This window comes from Buttiauxella sp. B2, from assembly GCF_006376615.1.
In the GTDB taxonomy this organism is placed as follows: Bacteria; Pseudomonadota; Gammaproteobacteria; order Enterobacterales; family Enterobacteriaceae; genus Buttiauxella.
This window is the reverse complement of sequence record NZ_VEXQ01000002.1, coordinates 143,081-161,207: the sequence shown is the minus strand read 5'-3', so window position 1 is coordinate 161,207 and position 18,127 is coordinate 143,081. Positions and strand designations below refer to the sequence as shown.

General features: G+C 47.1%; 17 protein-coding genes and 2 pseudogenes. 13 read left to right on the top strand and 6 right to left on the bottom strand.

What is annotated here, in order from left to right; all coding sequences use genetic code 11:
• Positions 1-269: 269 nt before the first annotated feature.
• The 3 genes and pseudogenes from FH968_RS03915 to FH968_RS03905 all read left to right on the top strand — a co-directional run.
• Positions 270-449 carry a hypothetical protein gene (locus FH968_RS03915; RefSeq protein WP_139877618.1) on the top strand — a complete coding sequence of 60 codons (180 nt, stop codon included), beginning with the start codon at positions 270-272 and terminating at the stop codon, positions 447-449.
• Positions 450-525: 76 nt separating this feature from the next.
• Positions 526-1,040: pseudogene (locus FH968_RS03910) on the top strand (DDE-type integrase/transposase/recombinase); the annotation flags it as partial.
• Positions 1,027-1,305 (top strand): annotated as a pseudogene (locus tag FH968_RS03905) (helix-turn-helix transcriptional regulator); the annotation flags it as partial. The pseudogenes FH968_RS03910 and FH968_RS03905, both read left to right, overlap by 14 nt.
• 354 nt (positions 1,306-1,659) lie before the next feature.
• Here the strand turns inward: FH968_RS03905 and FH968_RS03900 are convergent.
• From FH968_RS03900 to FH968_RS03885, 4 genes are all read right to left on the bottom strand, one after another.
• A complete protein-coding gene (locus FH968_RS03900) occupies positions 1,660-1,839 on the bottom strand; it encodes a hypothetical protein (RefSeq protein ID WP_139877616.1) in 180 nt (59 codons plus the stop codon).
• A gap of 270 nt (positions 1,840-2,109) precedes the next feature.
• Positions 2,110-2,604, bottom strand: coding sequence for a glutathione peroxidase (locus FH968_RS03895; RefSeq protein WP_139877606.1), 495 nt, complete (start codon positions 2,602-2,604; stop codon positions 2,110-2,112).
• A 131-nt stretch (positions 2,605-2,735) separates the two neighbouring features.
• Positions 2,736-4,664, bottom strand: a complete 1,929-nt coding sequence (locus FH968_RS03890; protein WP_139877604.1) for a bifunctional diguanylate cyclase/phosphodiesterase — start codon at positions 4,662-4,664, stop codon at positions 2,736-2,738.
• A gap of 17 nt (positions 4,665-4,681) precedes the next feature.
• The gene (locus tag FH968_RS03885; protein ID WP_139877602.1) at positions 4,682-5,176 is read right to left on the bottom strand and encodes a molybdopterin-dependent oxidoreductase; all 495 of its coding nucleotides are present in this window, start codon (positions 5,174-5,176) and stop codon (positions 4,682-4,684) included.
• Between the two features lie 586 nt (positions 5,177-5,762).
• Here FH968_RS03885 and catA point away from each other — a divergent pair.
• Both catA and FH968_RS03875 read left to right on the top strand, forming a co-directional pair.
• Entirely contained in the window at positions 5,763-6,440 is a 678-nt protein-coding gene (gene catA, locus FH968_RS03880; protein WP_139877599.1) for a type A chloramphenicol O-acetyltransferase, read from the top strand.
• Positions 6,441-6,963: 523 nt separating this feature from the next.
• Positions 6,964-7,548 carry a dihydrofolate reductase family protein gene (locus tag FH968_RS03875; RefSeq protein WP_139877597.1) on the top strand — a complete coding sequence of 195 codons (585 nt, stop codon included), beginning with the start codon at positions 6,964-6,966 and terminating at the stop codon, positions 7,546-7,548.
• 326 nt (positions 7,549-7,874) lie between these two features.
• Here the strand turns inward: FH968_RS03875 and icd are convergent, their stop codons facing one another.
• On the bottom strand, positions 7,875-9,125 hold the full coding sequence (gene icd / locus FH968_RS03870; protein WP_139877595.1) for an NADP-dependent isocitrate dehydrogenase: 1,251 nt from the start codon (positions 9,123-9,125) through the stop codon (positions 7,875-7,877).
• A 133-nt stretch (positions 9,126-9,258) separates the two neighbouring features.
• On the opposite strand from icd, the gene rluE reads away from it, so the two are divergent.
• The gene (gene rluE, locus FH968_RS03865; protein ID WP_139877593.1) at positions 9,259-9,891 is read left to right on the top strand and encodes a 23S rRNA pseudouridine(2457) synthase RluE; all 633 of its coding nucleotides are present in this window, start codon (positions 9,259-9,261) and stop codon (positions 9,889-9,891) included.
• Here rluE and FH968_RS03860 read toward each other — a convergent pair.
• Entirely contained in the window at positions 9,886-10,383 is a 498-nt protein-coding gene (locus FH968_RS03860; protein ID WP_139877591.1) for a methylglyoxal synthase, read from the bottom strand. The genes rluE and FH968_RS03860 overlap by 6 nt on opposite strands.
• A gap of 117 nt (positions 10,384-10,500) precedes the next feature.
• Here FH968_RS03860 and FH968_RS03855 point away from each other — a divergent pair, with 117 nt between their 5' ends.
• The 7 genes from FH968_RS03855 (at position 10,501) to FH968_RS03825 (ending at position 17,639) form a co-directional block, all read left to right on the top strand.
• On the top strand, positions 10,501-10,950 hold the full coding sequence (locus FH968_RS03855; protein ID WP_139877589.1) for an NUDIX hydrolase: 450 nt from the start codon (positions 10,501-10,503) through the stop codon (positions 10,948-10,950).
• A 54-nt stretch (positions 10,951-11,004) separates the two neighbouring features.
• Positions 11,005-12,129, top strand: a complete 1,125-nt coding sequence (gene mnmA / locus FH968_RS03850) for a tRNA 2-thiouridine(34) synthase MnmA (RefSeq protein ID WP_255431476.1) — start codon at positions 11,005-11,007, stop codon at positions 12,127-12,129.
• Between the two features lie 36 nt (positions 12,130-12,165).
• On the top strand, positions 12,166-12,795 hold the full coding sequence (gene hflD / locus FH968_RS03845) for a high frequency lysogenization protein HflD (protein WP_139877587.1): 630 nt from the start codon (positions 12,166-12,168) through the stop codon (positions 12,793-12,795).
• 21 nt (positions 12,796-12,816) lie between these two features.
• Entirely contained in the window at positions 12,817-14,187 is a 1,371-nt protein-coding gene (purB, locus tag FH968_RS03840) for an adenylosuccinate lyase (RefSeq protein WP_139877585.1), read from the top strand.
• A 136-nt stretch (positions 14,188-14,323) separates the two neighbouring features.
• Positions 14,324-14,995: a two-component system response regulator PhoP gene (gene phoP, locus FH968_RS03835; protein ID WP_139877583.1), complete on the top strand. Its 672-nt coding sequence runs from the start codon at positions 14,324-14,326 to the stop codon at positions 14,993-14,995.
• A 2-nt stretch (positions 14,996-14,997) separates the two neighbouring features.
• Positions 14,998-16,458, top strand: coding sequence for a two-component system sensor histidine kinase PhoQ (gene phoQ / locus FH968_RS03830; RefSeq protein WP_139877581.1), 1,461 nt, complete (start codon positions 14,998-15,000; stop codon positions 16,456-16,458).
• 59 nt (positions 16,459-16,517) lie between these two features.
• Complete coding sequence (locus tag FH968_RS03825) at positions 16,518-17,639, top strand: cupin domain-containing protein (RefSeq protein WP_139877578.1); 1,122 nt, start codon at positions 16,518-16,520, stop codon at positions 17,637-17,639.
• Positions 17,640-18,127 lie beyond the last annotated feature (488 nt).

Genomic DNA, 18,127 nt, shown 5'->3' with positions numbered 1-18,127 from the left:
ACTCAATGACAGGTTGATGCTTCCTGGTTCGTATGTTTGCAGGTTGTCATCCTGGGGTTGCACACCAATACCGCCTAAAAGGAGTCTACCAGAGGCTGGTCGGGCAGAAAGGAAGGATAATCGTCCATGCTTTATCAAGAAGATGATCACGAACCAAAGCCTTATACGTACTGGAAACGGATGGTTACCATAGCTTAAGTGATTAAGAAATACAGCCAAGTATAATCACGCCGCCATGATGGCTCATTTATGTTTTCTGAGGATTTACTATGAAGAAGTTTGCATTGACGTTGCTGGCCGCCACCACCTTGATGACCCTTGTTCCTGCACATGCGGCAACCAACCAAGGTGAGGAACGCCAGGATGCCCGTGACGTCAGACAAGAATGTCGTGACGGGCTTGTCGGTAATGCAGATTGCCGTCAGGACGCTCGCGACGTTAAGCGCTAACCGCAACCCTGCAGAACAGTGAGATTAAGCAAGGAAGCTAAGGCGCCCTTGCTTATCTTTGGGGTAGGAAATCGGGCGTTATCCAGTGGCCACACTCTGCCACGTGTTCGGGGTTCATAGCAGTAGCTATAAATATTGGAAAAGCCGTCCTGACAAACCAGACGGTAGGAGGACAGTATTACATAGCCAGGTTTTCAGTAACTGCACAACATCAGCCATGGTTCTGCCGGGACAAAAAGTATCTCCACAATGGCAATATTGGGAAGCTTCCGGATGGGTCGCTGGTTTGCCGGCAGACTCATGAAAGAACAGGGGTTGGTAAGCTGTCAGCAGCCCTCTCACCGATATAAACGCGGTCGTCAGTAGCATGTAGCCATCCCGAATCACCTCCAGCGCCAGTTCGCAGTGACAACGCCAAACCCGGTGTGGTGTGGAGATGTGACTTATATCTGGATGGGAAGACGCTGGGCATACCTTGCTGTTGTTCTCGATCTGTTTGCAAGGAAACCGGTGGGCTGGGTAATGTCGTTCTCCCCTGATAGTAGGCTTACTATCAAAGCGCTGGAAATGGGCTGGAAATGGGCTGGGGAATAGCGTAGCAGAAACCATCGAACCAGGTGACCTCATATGTGTTGATATATCTGTTACTCAATTCGATGGTGATGGTATTTATGTATTTGGATACGATAACAAAATTTATCTGAAACGATTGCATATAGTACCAGACCAGCTACTGGTGATTTCTGATAATCCAAAATACAGAGAATGGGAACCAGACAAGTCTAATGAGCATAGATTTTATGTTTATGGGAAGGTGATGATTAGCCAATCCCAATCTTTCAAACAACACGTGTGATCCCCCATCTTAAAATCAACCACCGTAATGGCGGTTTTTTTCGCCCTGAATATTGCGCTACGTGAATTTTAATACCTGTGTAATTCGCAATTTCATTTTATCTTTTGTACATCGAAAGCGAACAGGCAGGGCACCCACGAAGTAGCCACCTCAAGCGTATGAAGATGGGGTGGTTTTCAAGATGAGTAGATATATCCAAGGTAGAAATAAAAAAACAACCTATTATTTTTATTATAAATTTTTAAGATTTTGACAGTATTATGAAGTGAGCTGCCCGCTCGTAACGTTCAGCCCACTACGAATAATATTCTGGGTATGGATTTAATTAGTAAATCACTGCCAGAAGATGAAGTTCTATTCCTTTAGCTTCTCGTCAAAAAATTCTTCATAGCGAGAATAGAATTCGTCAATCATCTTCGTTGGATTGGTTGCTACTGTGAATGCTTGACTTGTGGTTATTTGAGCAGACCTATAGGCGTTATGTGTCTCAACCGCTAACCGCATTAAAAACATCACTTTTTCTTCTTTGGTCATTTTTATTTTCTTCCTGGTGTTGTGATGAATGTCAGGATACCACCAAGAATGTAGTTCTGAAAAGATAGGTAACAGAATGTATTCAGTGTAACCACCCGCTTTTTCAAACTACTGATTCTGACCATCTAAACAAAGGTGTGAAATGTTCGCTTTTGACACGTAGCAGCCAAGCTTAAGACACAACAAGTCTGCTATGAGCGAGATGCGGAAGTTAACCTCGCATAGATATAGTCAGTTTGTCGGAAGATCTCTAAAAGTGAATGGTTCGAATTACAGGGACACTTCGATTTCAAGTGCAGCAAGGATTACGGCTTCCATTTTCTCCGGGGTGGAGATCGGTGCAAAACGCTTGAGCGGTTTGCCGTCGCGTCCGATCAGGAACTTAGTGAAGTTCCACTTGATCCGCCCACCCAGCACGCCGGGCAATTCGTCTTTCAGATAATGAAACACCGGGTGCGTTGCAGCGCCGTTGACCTCCACTTTTTCGAACATCGGGAAGCTCACACCGTAGTTGATGTGACAGGTTCGCGCGATTTCATCGGCGCTGCCGGGTTCCTGCTTACCGAACTGGTTGCAGGGGAAACCAAGCACCACCAGCCCCTGGGCGGCGTACTTCTTGTAGAGCGTTTCAAGGCCTGCGTATTGAGGCGTGAAGCTACAATGGCTGGCGGTATTAACCACCAAAACTAGCTTGCCAGCGTAGTCGGCCATCGAGATGAGCTGGCCACGCAGGCTGGTTGCAGCAAGTTGATGAAAGGTGGTCATGTCGGAATCCTCAGAGCAGAACCAGTTCGACGACGGCATTGCCATGCAGCCCGTTGCTGCAGGGGCACACGGTGTGGGTTGTGGCGAGTAAATCCTGCTCCTGATTGCCTGGCAGGAAGAACATTTTCCATTTAACCGTTTCTGATTTTCCCATCTATATAAGGCTGAGGTTTACCAAACAGATAGCCTTGTGTGAAATCGCAGCCCAGCACCTGAAGGCTTTCCAGTTGCTCCTCCGTTTCAACACCTTCCGCAACGGCCTTCATATTGAGGGATTTCGCCATGCCGGTGATGAGCCTGATGATATTAAGGGCGTCTTCCTGTGTCGATATCGAATGCACAAAGGACTTGTCTATTTTGATTTTATCGAAGGTAAGCCTGCTGAGGCGCGAAAGAGAAGAATAACCGGTACCAAAATCATCGATGGAGATTTTCACCCCCAGAGCCCGCAGCCTGTTAAGCGTATTCATCGGCGTATTGCTCTCAGTAAAGAGAGAGGATTCAGTCACTTCCAGTTCAAGACGCTCAGCGGGAAGTCCCGTCTCGTTCAGAATGGACAGCACTATTCCGGCAAAGGCTTTGCTGCTTAGCTGGACAGGAGAGACATTGACTGAAATTTTAGCCGGAATCACCCAGGAAGCGGCTTCCTGGCAGGCAATTTCAAGCACCGATTTCCCCATCTCGTTAATCATTCCTGTTTTTTCAGCCACAGGAATAAAGCTGTCCGGCGACAGGAGGCCCTTCAGAGGATGTATCCAACGAATAAGGGCTTCATAGCTGTAAATCTCCCGGCTGAAAGAATCGACAATAGGCTGATAGTAAACCACGAATTCTTTATTCACTAACGCCAGTGCCATATCATGCTCAAGGGTTCGACTTTCTTGCAGCTTATCTAACATCCATTGCCGGAAGACTTTTATCTTACCAGCGCCTTCATTTTTGGCTTCATAAAGGGCCAGATCGGCAAATTTATAGAGATAATCAGAGCGGCGTTCAGTGTCTGAGATGACAATGCCGACACTGCTGGTTATATTGATGATCGTGTTATAAATAGTGTAGGGCTGGTTGATAGCATCGCATATATTTTGGGCTCGTGAAACGGCACTACTCTCCGTCAGGCCACTCGAGAGAAACGCAAACTCATCCCCGCCTAAACGATAAAGCGTATCGGAAGTCAGGCCCATCGAAATTAGACGGTGTGATATCTGGCGTAATAACATATCACCGACATCATGACCATACGTATCATTGACCTCCTTGAATCGATCTAAATCAAACAACATCAAAGTCACAGAATTATTGCTTTTTACTGCGATCTCGATGGTTTCATTTAAATTCCCCCAGAAAAAATGGCGGTTATTCATCTCTGTCAGAGAGTCATGGTAGACGTCATACTCCAACTTTGCATTCTGGACTTGCAGTTTTTCTTTAGATTCCTGCAGTGCTTCAGCAAGACTCTTTACCTGAAGATGTGCCTTCAGAATATTTCTGTTTTGATAAAATATCAGCACACCAAGTATCGCACTCATTATTATCAGCAATACAGACGTCACTGAGTAAATATAGTACAGAGTTTTAATTTTGAGGTTGGCGTCATTAATCGAGTTGATATCCTTGTCTAAAGTGCCGGACGACAGACGACCCAGTTGTGCATCAAGCGTGTGCATTCTTTTCAGGTATGCCTGGAGTTCTGAGCGGTTCATTTTCTCAAGATGAATATCCAGATACTCAAGTGTTTTTTCAAACTGTAGAGCCAGTGCATGATGGGCTTTATTACTTTCTATGTAATTACTCAGATCACCTTCTTTCATTAAATCACTCTGGCTGAGCATAATATCGAGACGCATGCGCACATCATCCAGCGTCATCGTCTCATCGATAGTGTAAAGACCAAGCAACGATTCGAACCGGTAATATTCTGATACCACCTGTGCAGCAGACCACGAAGCGGCGTAGTGAGTCAGTTTCTGTAGCTCTTGTTGTCTTTCATTCACAAGGAAAGACATATACCCGGTAGATATAAAAAGGAAAAAAATGATGCCAGTCAGAATTCTATTCATGTTGGTCTTCTGACCCCTTACTCAATATTCATTCTGCTGACCTGCCAGGCTGACCTTGAATAATAAATCTGATTATTCAGCTCAGGTATGCTGTCGTAGGGGTAAACAACAAACAACGGGCCTTTATCACGGATACGCATATATTCTCCGTTAATTTTTAAAGCAAGGATAACGTTGTATTTCTTAAAATCACTGAGGGGGATTTCGGTGGTATAGTCATTGAGCGCAGTGACCTTAACAACAGAACCTTTCGCCCCGACATAATCCATGAGTTTTTGCAGTGGAATACCCGCAAAGGTAGTGCGGCCATCATACCAGGGAGAAGTGGTCTGGAAGCTGACCATACCTAGTTTCTCAAGGCTGGTGAGATCAAAAACGGCGTTTCCACCTTCATTCGTATTTTCGATATTACCAGACAGCGTTAAAAGGATTTTACCGGCAGGTCTGGAAAGTTCACCCGCCCATACCTGTGTGGAGAGCGCAAAGCTTAACAGCATGACAATTAACCGCATTCTGACCTCGTATATCAACCGGATGTTAAAGAATTATAATTTAGTTACAGTGCTATTTATATATGCTCCAGGGCTATTGTTGATGCAATCATTCCACCAATATTTTAATCCATTAAAATCAACCAGTTAAAATATCCTTTCTTTTTATATTGATTAAGCAAGGTCGATGCCGTTATTTGATATACACAAAACAGCGTTGCATCTGTGCAAAAAACAAACCACCTATTTACTCAGCGTAAATAAACACACAGCATTATAAAGGTTTATTTGTTTGTGAGCCGGCAGGGATTTCACGCAAGCAATGTCCGCTCCTGGCACGGAGCCATCAGTGAACGATCTTAGGGCAAATTTGAGCGAGAAGCAGATATTCTACGACATTTTATTGATTGGAAAATAACAGTAGATTGAACATTCTACTTTTATTATCTGATATATTAAATATTTTAAACCCCCTTCCCTCCTGTATAAAGATGCGCTATTCTCGAAAATGCGTTCGCTGCCAAAATGGTTTGGATCCTATATGTTTTCTTAATTCAAAAAACTTAGACTAACATCTGATATATAATTTATAATCAAAGGTTAAAAAATGAAAAAAACAACCCTAGAATATACACCTGTTGACTTACTTCGTTGGGCAAGGAAGGAGCATTTTGAGGTATTTCAGTCATTTGCTCAATGTACATTTAACCAAACTGTCCAATTAGATATTACCGCACTGCTAAAAAATATAAAGGAAGTTGGCTGGAAATTTTATCCTACTATAATTTTTCTCCTTTCTAAAATCGTAAATAGTCATGCGGAGTTTCGCATGGCCATAAAGAACAATGAGCTCGTCATATGGAATAACATTCATCCAAGCTATACAATTTTCCATAATGAAACGGAGACCTTTTCATCATTATGGAGTCACTACGATGGTAATATTCATCACTTCCAGGACGTTTATTCAGAAGACGTTGCACGTTATTGTAATAACCTTTCTTATTGGCCTAAGGAGGAGTCTCGGGAAAATGTATTTTTCGTATCGGCTATTCCTTGGGTAAGTTTTACCAGTTTTAATATCAACATTGCTAACATGCAGAACTTTTTTGCCCCCATGTTCACGCTTGGAAAATACTACACACAAGATGGAAAAGTATTATTGCCTCTCGCCGTTCAGGTACATCATTCCGTGTGCGATGGTTTCCATGTGGCAAGACTGATCAATGAGTTACAAGAGATGAGTGATGACATACTGCACCTTTCAGAGGAACGCAATGCTTAATGCGCCAGAAGTCTTGAAGACCTCCTTTTATATATATGGGCAGCAAAGATAGCAGTCATGCTGTAGTGATTTACTGAATTTGGCCACGGCATGAGTGCTTTTAGAACCACTAAAAGTCCGCTCCTGGCACTTAGCTGCCGGTACGGCACATTCAGTCCGCTTAGAGCGAGAAGCAGCAGTTGGTACATATCACACAAATCAGGGTCAAGCATCCAATGGGCGCTGTTCCAGAACCGTATTGGTAACAAGATTTATACTTAATTCCAGATGTTCCGGGTTTAGGGGCTTACCATGGAGAGCAACCCGTTTTTCTCACTGCTTCGTTCTTTTGTTCATCTTGATCCGATACAACTTGAGCGTGCTCAGTGGTGGATGGACAAACCAAAGTGACGATACATCTGTTTTTTCCGGATGCGGAAGCACGCAAGATGGCGTTGGAGAAAATTGGGGCGATTGAAGGCGGGAACCAAACCCTGGCACGCCTCGCAGGCTATGTAATCAAAACTTAATCAAAGAGAAAATCATGAGAAAAATAGTTTCGTTTGTCCATGTGTCGCTGGATGGTTTTGTCGCTTCTACCGCTGAGGGCCCGGCGAGTCTGGCCTGGATAAGCATAAGCCCCGACTTGTTTGAATACGTGGAGCAGCGGATTCAGCAGACCGACACCGCCTTATATGGGCGCATCACCTACCAGATGATGGAGTCGTACTGGCCAACTGCTGCCGATAAGCCTGACGCCAGCCCGCATGACCATGCGCATTCGCGTTGGTATAAATCTGCCCACAAAGTGGTGTTGTCGAAAACCCTGTTGGAAAAAAATCACCCTAATACGCAAATTATCAGCAGCAATTTAAGCGACGAAATCAGCAAGCTCAAGCATAACGCGGGCAGCGAAATCCTAATGTTTGGCAGTCCCTCAGCTACTCACGCGCTAATGGCGGAAAACCTTATCGATGAGTATTGGCTATTCGTCAATCCGATTCTGCTGGGGCAAGGCATTCCCTTGTTCAAAAACATAAAAGACAGAACCTCACTCATGCTGGCGAATAGTAACGTTTTCCCGTCGGGCGTAGTGTGCCTGCGATACGAGGTGAAACGAAATCAATAATGCAAGGTTCTGATAGTTCTGCAGAGGAAAAAACCTCCGAACGGCTGCATTTCTGCGAAAGTGTAGCCAATCGATGTTTTGCGGTATGTGAGCTACCCTAATTGACAATAGCACCTAAGGGTCAGCAACGTCCGCTTCTGGCACTGAACTGACTGTCAAATATGAATGAACCTAGTGCACAAAGAGTGCCGAATTAGGTATGAAATAAAACAGTTTAGGAATTTTTTGGAAGGGATTTTGATAACTTATTTTGATAACCATTAGCAAGCTAACAAAAAATAACGGGAGCGTTAAGCTCCCGTTAATAGATTTAACAAACTACCGAATTACATATGCTTGATCATTGCGTCGCCAAACTCTGAACATTTCAGCAGCTTAGCTTCAGGCATCAGACGCTCAAAATCGTAAGTTACGGTTTTAGCATTGATAGCGCCTTCCATACCTTTAACGATAAGGTCAGCCGCTTCGAACCACTCCATGTGACGCAGCATCATCTCAGCGGACAGGATGATGGAACCTGGGTTCACTTTATCCTGGCCTGCATATTTTGGTGCCGTACCGTGGGTTGCTTCGAACAGTGCACATTCGTCACCGATGTTAGCACCTGGTGCGATACCGATACCGCCAACCTGAGCTGCCAATGCATCGGAAATATAGTCACCGTTCAGGTTCATACACGCGATAACGTCGTATTCAGCCGGACGCAGCAGGATCTGTTGCAGGAATGCATCGGCGATTACGTCTTTAACAATGATTTCTTTGCCAGTGTTAGGGTTTTTCAGTTTCACCCATGGACCGCCATCAATCAGTTCACCACCGAACTCTTCACGCGCCAGTTGGTAGCCCCAGTCTTTGAAAGCACCTTCGGTGAATTTCATGATGTTACCTTTGTGAACCAAAGTTACGGAATCACGGTCGTTGGTGATTGCGTATTCGATAGCTGCACGAACCAGGCGTTTTGTGCCTTCTTCAGAGCACGGCTTGATGCCGATACCGCAATGCTCTGGGAAACGAATTTTCGTTACGCCCATTTCATCACGCAGGAATTTGATGACTTTTTCAGCTTCAGCGCTGTCAGCCTTCCACTCGATGCCCGCATAAATATCTTCTGAGTTTTCACGGAAGATAACCATGTTGGTCAGCTCTGGGTGTTTCACCGGGCTTGGTGTGCCCTGGTAGTAACGTACCGGACGCAGGCAAACGTACAGATCAAGTTGCTGACGCAGAGCAACGTTCAGGGAACGAATACCGCCGCCAACTGGCGTTGTCAGTGGCCCTTTAATTGCCACGCGATAGTCACGAATCAGGTCCAGAGTTTCTTCTGGCAGCCAGACATCCTGGCCATAAAGTTGGGTAGATTTTTCGCCGGTATAGATTTCCATCCAGGAAATTTTCCGCTCGCCCTTATAGGCTTTCTGCACGGCGGCATCAACCACTTTGATCATGGCTGGCGTCACGTCCACACCGATACCATCACCTTCAATGAAAGGAATGATTGGGTTGTGAGGAACATTCAGTTTGCCATCTTGCAGGGTGATCTTTTTACCTTCCGCCGGAACAACTACTTTGCTTTCCATCAACCTCTCCTTCGAGCGCTTCTTTTTGTTAATGATTTGTAATGTGCGTGTCAATACTACTTGAATATCAGGCCCGCGCCAATCACTGGTGATTTCCGTTATAATGCGTTAATACCTAACGTCTGAAAACACTATGAATAAAACTTCTTTTAGAAATCACCAAGTTGAACGATTCAGCACACGACGCCCTGCCAATAAAAAGCGCACTGACGGACCGAAGCGGCTGGTTATCTTCAATAAACCCTATGATGTGCTACCACAATTCACCGACGAAGCAGGGCGCAGTACGCTAAAAGATTACATACCGTTATTAGGTATTTACGCAGCAGGTCGTCTTGATAGAGACAGCGAAGGCTTGCTGGTGTTAACCAACGACGGTGCGTTACAAGCCAGATTAACCCAACCCGGCAAACGTACCGGTAAGGTTTACTTCGTGCAGGTTGAAGGCGCGCCTACGGAAGAAGCACTGGAAGCACTGCGAAATGGCATTACGCTTAATGATGGCTCTACCCTACCCGCAGGCGTTGAGTTGGTTGACGAACCTGAGTGGCTGTGGGTACGCAATCCACCGATTCGTGAACGTAAAGCGATTCCTACCAGTTGGCTGAAAATCACATTGTATGAAGGGCGCAACCGTCAAGTGCGGCGTATGACGGCGCATGTTGGTTACCCAACTCTACGCCTGATTCGCTATGCAATGGGGGCACTGGAACTGGCCGATTTGGCTCCTGGCGAATGGCGCGAAATCCCGATAGACACGTTATAAAAGATGCTGAGTATTGACGCCATTTTGTGTGACGTGAGAAACGCGACTGCTGAGGAAAGCATCGCCATCGGGAACGGTGATTTCCAGCGCTTGCTCAAATAGCGACGAGTTAATCAAGAAATTGGCGCTACAGGCGTTGCTGGCAATAGGGATGTTCCATGCTGTTGCCAGCCGCATCAGGGCTTTTACATCAGAGTGATGTGGCACCGCACTGAGTGGATCCCAAAAGAAAATCAGCACATCTATCTGACCTGATGCAATCAAATATCCTAACTGTTGATCGCCCCCTATCGAACCACTCATCAATGCCAAAACGGATAAACGGGTGTGAGCCTGCAAGAGGTTTCCAGTGGTGCCGGTTGCGTAAATAATATGGTTGCTGAGTGTCGTCTGGTTATCAACGGCCCAGTTCAGCAGGTTGGGTTTACAAGGATCGTGAGCCACTAAAGCGATACGTTTCTGTTGCGGCATAATACGCGTGGTAAGCTGCATGATGGTACCCTCGTGGTGATTTTTGAAATCCAACAGAGTATAGGTCACGAAAAAAAATGTGATCCAGATCATTTTTTAATGATCTCGCGAGTGATTTTCAAGCAAGAAGGAAAACCCATGTTTAAACCGCACGTTACTGTCGCCTGCGTGGTTCAGGCACAAGGAAAATTTTTAGTCGTTGAAGAGACGATCAATGGCAAAGCCTTGTGGAATCAGCCTGCCGGGCATCTGGAAGCCGATGAAACGCTGGTTGAGGCCGCAAGCCGCGAATTGTACGAAGAAACAGGGATTTACGCGCAACCGCAAACCTTTATCCGTATGCACCAATGGATAGCTCCAGATAACACCCCTTTCCTGCGTTTCCTTTTTGCTATTGATTTGGACGAACAACTTCCAACAGCGCCTCATGATAGCGATATTGATCAGTGTTTATGGCTGGATGCGCAACAAATTGTTAACGCAAGGAATTTGCGTTCGCCGCTCGTTGCAGAAAGCATTCGCTGTTACCAACGTGCTGAACGTTATCCGCTCAGCATGCTGGGTGCATTCAATTGGCCGTTTAGTTAGGGGTGATAGCTGGGGGGATGCGTGATAGAATACGCCGCCTTTAAGTTCAATGTCGTGAGTAACTCCATGTCTGATAACAGCCAGAAAAAAGTGATCGTCGGGATGTCCGGCGGTGTCGATTCCTCCGTTTCCGCTTACCTGTTGCAACAACAAGGTTACAAGGTGGAAGGCCTGTTCATGAAGAACTGGGAAGAGGACGATGGCGAGGAGTACTGCACAGCGGCCGCTGATTTAGCGGATGCACAAGCCGTTTGCGATAAGCTCGGCATTGAACTGCACACCGTAAACTTTGCCGCAGAATACTGGGATAACGTTTTTGAACATTTCCTGGAAGAGTACAAAGCCGGGCGCACGCCAAATCCGGATATTCTGTGCAACAAAGAAATCAAATTTAAAGCCTTCCTCGAATTTGCCGCCGAAGATTTAGGTGCCGATTATATCGCCACTGGTCACTACGTACGTCGCGATGACGTGGACGGTAAAAGCCGCTTGTTACGCGGCTTAGACAGCAACAAAGATCAAAGCTACTTCCTCTACACGCTGGGCCATGAGCAAATTGCACAAAGTCTGTTCCCGGTTGGTGAACTCGAAAAACCGGAAGTGCGCCGCATTGCCGAAGAATTAGATTTGATCACCGCGAAGAAAAAAGACTCAACCGGTATCTGTTTTATCGGCGAGCGCAAATTCCGCGAATTCCTTGGCCGCTATCTGCCTGCTCAGCCGGGTAAAATTCTCACGGTTGACGGTGAACACATTGGCGAGCACCAGGGTTTGATGTACCACACGCTGGGTCAACGTAAAGGCCTGGGCATCGGCGGTACCAAAGAAGGTAGCGAAGATCCGTGGTACGTGGTCGATAAAGATGTTGAAAACAACATTTTGGTTGTTGCACAAGGCCATGACCACCCACGTCTGATGTCCGTTGGTTTGATTGCGCAGCAGCTACATTGGGTTGACCGCGAAACGCTGACCGAACCGCTGAAATGCACCGTGAAAACCCGTTATCGCCAGGTCGACCTTCCTTGTATCATCACGCCGCTGGATGCAGACAGGATTGAAGTGCGTTTTGATGAACCTGTTGCCGCCGTCACGCCAGGCCAGTCTGCCGTGTTCTATCTCGGTGAAATGTGTCTCGGTGGTGGTGTTATTGAGCAGCGTCTGCCGCTCGTCGCTGAATAAAATAAAGTTTAATCGCAAACAAGGACGAATACCTTCGTGGCCAAAAATTACTATGACATCACTATCGCACTGGCGGGGATCTGCCAGTCTGCTCGTCTGGTTCAGCAATTGGCTCACCAGGGACATTGCGATAACGATGCGCTGCATGTTTCTTTGAATAGCGTCATCGATCAAAACCCCGGCTCCACGCTTGATGTTTTTGGTGGCAATGAAGCAAACCTAAAACTTGGCCTGGAAACGTTGCTGGGAGTGCTGAACGCCAGTAACCGTCAGGGTTTGAATGCTGAATTGACGCGTTACACCCTAAGCTTGATGGTGCTGGAGCGTAAGCTTTACGGTAGTAAAGGCGCGATGGATAAACTCGGCTCAAGTATCGCTGGGTTACAGCGTCAGCTAGAACATTTTGACCTCGAATCCGACACCTTGCTCAGTGCCATGGCGGGGATTTATGTTGATGTCATCAGCCCACTTGGCCCACGTATTCAGGTCACTGGCTCCCCTGCTGTGCTGCAAAGCCCGCAGGTGCAAAGCAAAGTTCGCGCTTCATTACTGGCCGGTATTCGTGCCGCAGTGTTGTGGCATCAAGTTGGCGGTGGCCGCTTGCAGTTAATGTTTTCTCGTAGTCGCCTGTGTGCTCAGGCCAAACAAATTCTTGCTCATTGTTAACCTCTCTCGGAGTTGTAACTTATGGAATTATCCTCACTGACCGCCGTTTCCCCCGTTGATGGACGTTACGGCGACAAAGTCAGCGCTCTGCGCACTATTTTCAGCGAATTTGGTCTGCTGAAATTTCGCGTACAAGTCGAAGTACGCTGGCTACAAAAACTGGCCACGCACACAGCGATCAAGGAAGTTCCTGCTTTTGACGCAGACGCAATCGGTTACCTGGATAAAATTGTTGCTGAGTTCAGTGAAGAAGATGCCGCACGCATCAAAACCATTGAACGCACCACTAACCATGACGTTAAAGCGGTTGAGTACTTCCTGAAAGAAAAAGTGGCAGCCGTCCCTGCCCTGCACGCGGTGTCTGAATTTATTCACTTCGCCTGCACTTCCGAAGATATCAATAACTTGTCTCATGCGCTGATGCTGCAAACTGCACGTAAAGATGTGGTTCTGCCGTACTGGCGTAAAGTTATCGATGCGGTGAAAGACTTGTCGGTTCAGTATCGTGATATTCCACTGCTTTCCCGTACCCACGGCCAGCCTGCTACCCCATCCACCATGGGTAAAGAAATGGCGAATGTGGCATACCGTATGGAGCGCCAGTTCCGTCAGTTAGAGAAAGTGGACATACTGGGCAAAATCAACGGCGCGGTAGGCAACTATAACGCGCACATTGTGGCGTACCCGGAAGTTGACTGGCACAAGTTCAGTGAAGAGTTTGTCACTTCGCTGGGTATCCAGTGGAACCCGTACACCACGCAAATCGAACCACACGATTACATCGCTGAACTGTTCGATTGTATCGCTCGCTTTAACACTATCCTTATCGACTTCGATCGTGACGTTTGGGGTTACATCGCGCTTAACCACTTCAAGCAAAGAACTATCGCGGGCGAAATCGGTTCTTCAACCATGCCGCACAAAGTAAACCCAATCGACTTCGAAAACTCCGAAGGCAACCTGGGCTTGTCTAACGCGATGCTGCAACACCTGGCGAGCAAACTGCCGGTATCCCGCTGGCAGCGCGACCTGACTGACTCTACCGTGCTACGTAACCTGGGCGTCGGTATTGGCTACGCGTTGATTGCTTATCAGTCCACCCTGAAAGGTGTTAGCAAACTGGAAGTGAACCGTGATCGCTTGCTGGCTGAACTGGATCTCAACTGGGAAGTGCTGGCGGAGCCAATTCAAACCGTGATGCGCCGCTACGGTATTGAGAAACCATACGAGAAGCTGAAAGAACTGACGCGTGGCAAACGCGTGGATGCCGAAGGTATGAAACAGTTTATCGACAGCCTTGAGCTTCCAGAAGACGAAAAAACGCGTCTGAAAGAAATGACTCCGGCTAACTATATTGGTCGCGCCATCACTATGGTTGATGAGTTAAAATAGCACTTCTAACGCCACCCTCTGCGGTGGCGTTTTTTTATCCTCGCGCCACCCTCATGATTGTTTATTCAAGGTTTACCCCCTCTGCACCATAATTAGCGTTAAACTATCAAAGCTATTTATCTATTGGGGAAATGCGATGCGTGTTCTGGTTGTGGAAGATAATGCACTGTTACGCCACCATCTTCAGGTTCAATTGAGGGAAGCGGGCCATCAGGTTGATGCTGCTGAAGATGCCAAAGAAGCGGACTATTTCCTGAGTGAACACACCCCTGATATTGCCATTGTGGATTTGGGGTTGCCTGACGAAGACGGCATGAGTCTGATTCGTCGCTGGCGCAGTCACGATGTCAGTGTTCCTATTTTGGTACTTACCGCGCGTGAAGGCTGGCAGAACAAAGTCGAAGTGCTGGGTGCCGGTGCCGATGATTACGTGACCAAGCCGTTTCATCTTGAAGAAGTCATCGCACGTATGCAGGTTTTAATGCGCCGTAATAGCGGCCTGGCTTCACAGGTGATTTCGCTTCCTCCCTTTCAGGTGGATTTATCACGCCGTGAATTGCTGATAAATGACAATCTGGTCAAACTGACCGCCTTTGAATACACCATTATGGAAACGCTTATCCGCAACAATGGCAAAGTGGTAAGCAAAGATTCATTAATGCTTCAGCTTTACCCGGATGCAGAACTACGAGAAAGCCATACCATTGATGTATTAATGGGACGATTGCGTAAAAAAATCCTGGCCGAATATCCGCATGAAGCTATTACCACGGTGCGTGGTCAAGGCTATCGTTTCGACCTGCGTTAACCATGAATTTCATCCAGCACTTTTTGCCGTTATCCCTACGAGTCCGTTTTTTACTGGCGACCGCTGCCGTGGTTATGGTGCTGTCGCTGGCCTATGGCATGGTAGCGCTGGTGGGTTATAGCGTCAGTTTTGATAAAACCACTTTTCGTTTGCTGCGCGGCGAGAGCAACCTGTTTTACACCCTCGCAAATTTCGACAATGGACACATTCGGGTCGACCTTCCGGAAAACCTGAATTTGCAAAGCCCGACAATGGCATTAATCTACGATGAGCATGGCAATCTGTTGTGGACACAACGCGATGTGCCCCACGTAGTGCAGCAAATTAAAAAAGAGTGGCTAACGACCAACGGCTTTCACGAACTGGAAGCGAATTTTGATACCAGCCGCGCCCTGCTCGCGAATGACGTAAAGCTTCAAACCCAGCTAAAAAACTTTCATGACGATGATGATAGTTATGAAATGACCCACTCGGTTGCGGTAAACCAATACCCGTCCATGGGAAAAATGCCTGCCTTAACGGTTGTTGTCGTCGATACCATTCCTATCGAATTAAAACGTTCATACATGGTATGGAACTGGTTTATTTATGTTGTGCTGGCAAACCTGTTATTGGTTGTGCCGCTGCTTTGGCTTGCAGCCCGCTGGAGCTTGCGCCCTATCGAAGCGTTAGCGAAAGAAGTACGCGAGCTAGAAAAACATGATCGAGATAGCCTGAACCCCGACACCACACGTGAACTGACAAGCCTTGTGCGCAATCTTAATCGCCTGCTGCGTACCGAGCGCGAACGTTACGATAAATATCGCACCACGCTAACCGATTTAACACACAGCCTGAAAACACCACTGGCAGTATTACAAACGACGCTGCGCTCATTGCGCACTGATAAGTTGAATATTGAATCTGCGGAGCCGGTGATGCTGGAACAAATCAGCCGTATCTCCCAGCAAATTGGTTACTATCTGCATCGCGCCAGCATTCGAGGTGACAGCATATTAATCAGCCGCGAGCTTCACCCTATCGCTCCGTTGCTCGACAGCCTCTGTTCGGCACTGAACAAGGTTTATCAACGCAAAGACGTCAATATCACCCTGGACATCTCCCCGGAAATCACCTTTGTGGGTGAGAAAAATGACTTTATGGAAGTCATGGGTAACGTGCTGGATAACGCCTGCAAGTACTGTCTTGAATTTGTTGAAATATCGGGCATGCAGCTCGATGATACGCTGCATTTAATCGTTGATGACGATGGGCCAGGGATACCCGAAAGCAAACGAAGCATGGTGTTTGACCGGGGGCAGCGCGCGGACACTTTACGCCCAGGACAAGGTATGGGTTTATCCATCGCCCGTGAAATCGTGGAGCAGTACGACGGTGAGATTAAGACCTCAACCTCAGAGTTAGGTGGCGCACGCATGGAAGTGATTTTTGCGCGTCAGCGTCCAGACCGCGAAGAAGATTAAAAATACTCTCTTAAGTCCGTTATAATCCGGGCAGGCTCCTTCACCTGCCGGATAATAATATGGACTATCAACTCGACCTAAATTGGCCCGATTTTATTGCTAACTACTGGCAAAAACGCCCGGTAGTGTTAAAACGCGGCTTCAAAAACTTCATCGACCCAATCTCTCCGGATGAACTGGCTGGCCTTGCTATGGAAAACGAGGTGGACAGCCGCCTGGTAAGCCACAACAACGGCAAATGGCAGGTTAGCCATGGCCCCTTCCAGAGCTACGATCATCTGGGAGAAAACAACTGGTCTTTACTGGTTCAGGCTGTTAACCACTGGCATGAGCAGAGTGCGCGATTAATGCGGCCATTCCGTGCCCTACCCGACTGGAGAATTGACGATCTGATGATCTCTTTCTCCGTTCCTGGCGGTGGCGTTGGCCCACATTATGACCAATACGATGTGTTTATCATTCAAGGTGTTGGTCGCCGTCGCTGGCGTGTAGGGGAAAAAGTCGCCCTGAAACAACACTGTCCACACCCTGATCTACTGCAAGTTGAGCCGTTCGACGCCATCATCGACGAAGAGCTGGAACCAGGTGACATTCTCTATATTCCGCCAGGTTTCCCGCACGAGGGTTACTCGCTGGAAAACTCGATGAACTTCTCAGTTGGTTTCCGTGCGCCTAGTGGCCGTGAATTGATCAGCGGCTTTGCCGATTACGTGCTGCAACGTGAATTGGGTAGCCAACGTTATACCGATCCTGATGTGCCTGCACGTCAGCACCCTGCTGATGTTCTGCCGCAGGAGATGGATAAGCTACGCGACATGATGCTGGAGCTTATCAATCAGCCTGAGCACTTTAAAACCTGGTTTGGTGAGTTTGTTTCCCAATCCCGCCATGAACTGGATGTGGCACCACCAGAACCGCCATATCAGCCCGATGAGATTTATGACGCCCTGAAACAAGGTGATGGCATTACTCGTTTGGGTGGTTTGCGTGTGCTGCGTATTGCCGATGAGGTGTACGTAAACGGCGAAAAAATTGACAGCCCACATCGCCCAGCACTTGAAGCATTGGCCAGCAATATCACGCTGAAAGCTGAAATGTTTGGTGATGCGTTAGAAGATCCGTCGTTCCTGGCAATGCTTGCTGCGCTGGTAAACAGCGGGTATTGGTATTTCGAGGATTAACACATCTCCCGCCTTCTCAGAGAAAATTGACTGACTGAGAAGGCGGGAAAATCGGGTATTTAATGAATACCCGACATAGCACCACTCTCTATCAATACCCGCATCTCACACAACAATTCGGTGATGAACTTCTGCTAATCCGGCAAGACCTGTTGATTCAATACACCAATTGAGCACTCATGTTTTGTTCGGCGAAACCATTTCGAGTATCGGTATCTATTCTGGTAAAAATCATCGTCTGAATTCGAGTTAAAACCTCATACAAAGAGATGATTATTGAGGCTGCAAAGTCTGGTAAGGAGCTTTATAGAAAACCTAAAAGTTTATTAGCCAATATCTTGAATTAGCTGTCCGCCCGGAGCGACAAAATCTGACTGCGTGCGTTAAGCGATGAGCAGACATAGCTGCTCCAGCTATTATGAAATAAATCGGAGATTAGGTAGTGTATTGCTTTCGCTCTAGCTGCTCAGCCCAATATGCTAATTGGT

Excerpts from the sequence above, each read along its gene's own strand:
- FH968_RS03915 (WP_139877618.1), top strand. The coding sequence starts at position 270 with ATGAAGAAGTTTGCATTGACGTTGCTGGCCGCCACCACCTTGATGACC.
- FH968_RS03900 (WP_139877616.1), bottom strand. The coding sequence starts at position 1,839 with ATGACCAAAGAAGAAAAAGTGATGTTTTTAATGCGGTTAGCGGTTGAG.
- FH968_RS03895 (WP_139877606.1), bottom strand. The coding sequence starts at position 2,604 with ATGACCACCTTTCATCAACTTGCTGCAACCAGCCTGCGTGGCCAGCTC.
- FH968_RS03890 (WP_139877604.1), bottom strand. The coding sequence starts at position 4,664 with ATGAATAGAATTCTGACTGGCATCATTTTTTTCCTTTTTATATCTACC.
- FH968_RS03885 (WP_139877602.1), bottom strand. The coding sequence starts at position 5,176 with ATGCGGTTAATTGTCATGCTGTTAAGCTTTGCGCTCTCCACACAGGTA.
- catA (WP_139877599.1), top strand. The coding sequence starts at position 5,763 with ATGAAAAAAACAACCCTAGAATATACACCTGTTGACTTACTTCGTTGG.
- FH968_RS03875 (WP_139877597.1), top strand. The coding sequence starts at position 6,964 with ATGAGAAAAATAGTTTCGTTTGTCCATGTGTCGCTGGATGGTTTTGTC.
- icd (WP_139877595.1), bottom strand. The coding sequence starts at position 9,125 with ATGGAAAGCAAAGTAGTTGTTCCGGCGGAAGGTAAAAAGATCACCCTG.
- rluE (WP_139877593.1), top strand. The coding sequence starts at position 9,259 with ATGAATAAAACTTCTTTTAGAAATCACCAAGTTGAACGATTCAGCACA.
- FH968_RS03860 (WP_139877591.1), bottom strand. The coding sequence starts at position 10,383 with ATGCAGCTTACCACGCGTATTATGCCGCAACAGAAACGTATCGCTTTA.
- FH968_RS03855 (WP_139877589.1), top strand. The coding sequence starts at position 10,501 with ATGTTTAAACCGCACGTTACTGTCGCCTGCGTGGTTCAGGCACAAGGA.
- purB (WP_139877585.1), top strand. The coding sequence starts at position 12,817 with ATGGAATTATCCTCACTGACCGCCGTTTCCCCCGTTGATGGACGTTAC.
- phoP (WP_139877583.1), top strand. The coding sequence starts at position 14,324 with ATGCGTGTTCTGGTTGTGGAAGATAATGCACTGTTACGCCACCATCTT.
- phoQ (WP_139877581.1), top strand. The coding sequence starts at position 14,998 with ATGAATTTCATCCAGCACTTTTTGCCGTTATCCCTACGAGTCCGTTTT.
- FH968_RS03825 (WP_139877578.1), top strand. The coding sequence starts at position 16,518 with ATGGACTATCAACTCGACCTAAATTGGCCCGATTTTATTGCTAACTAC.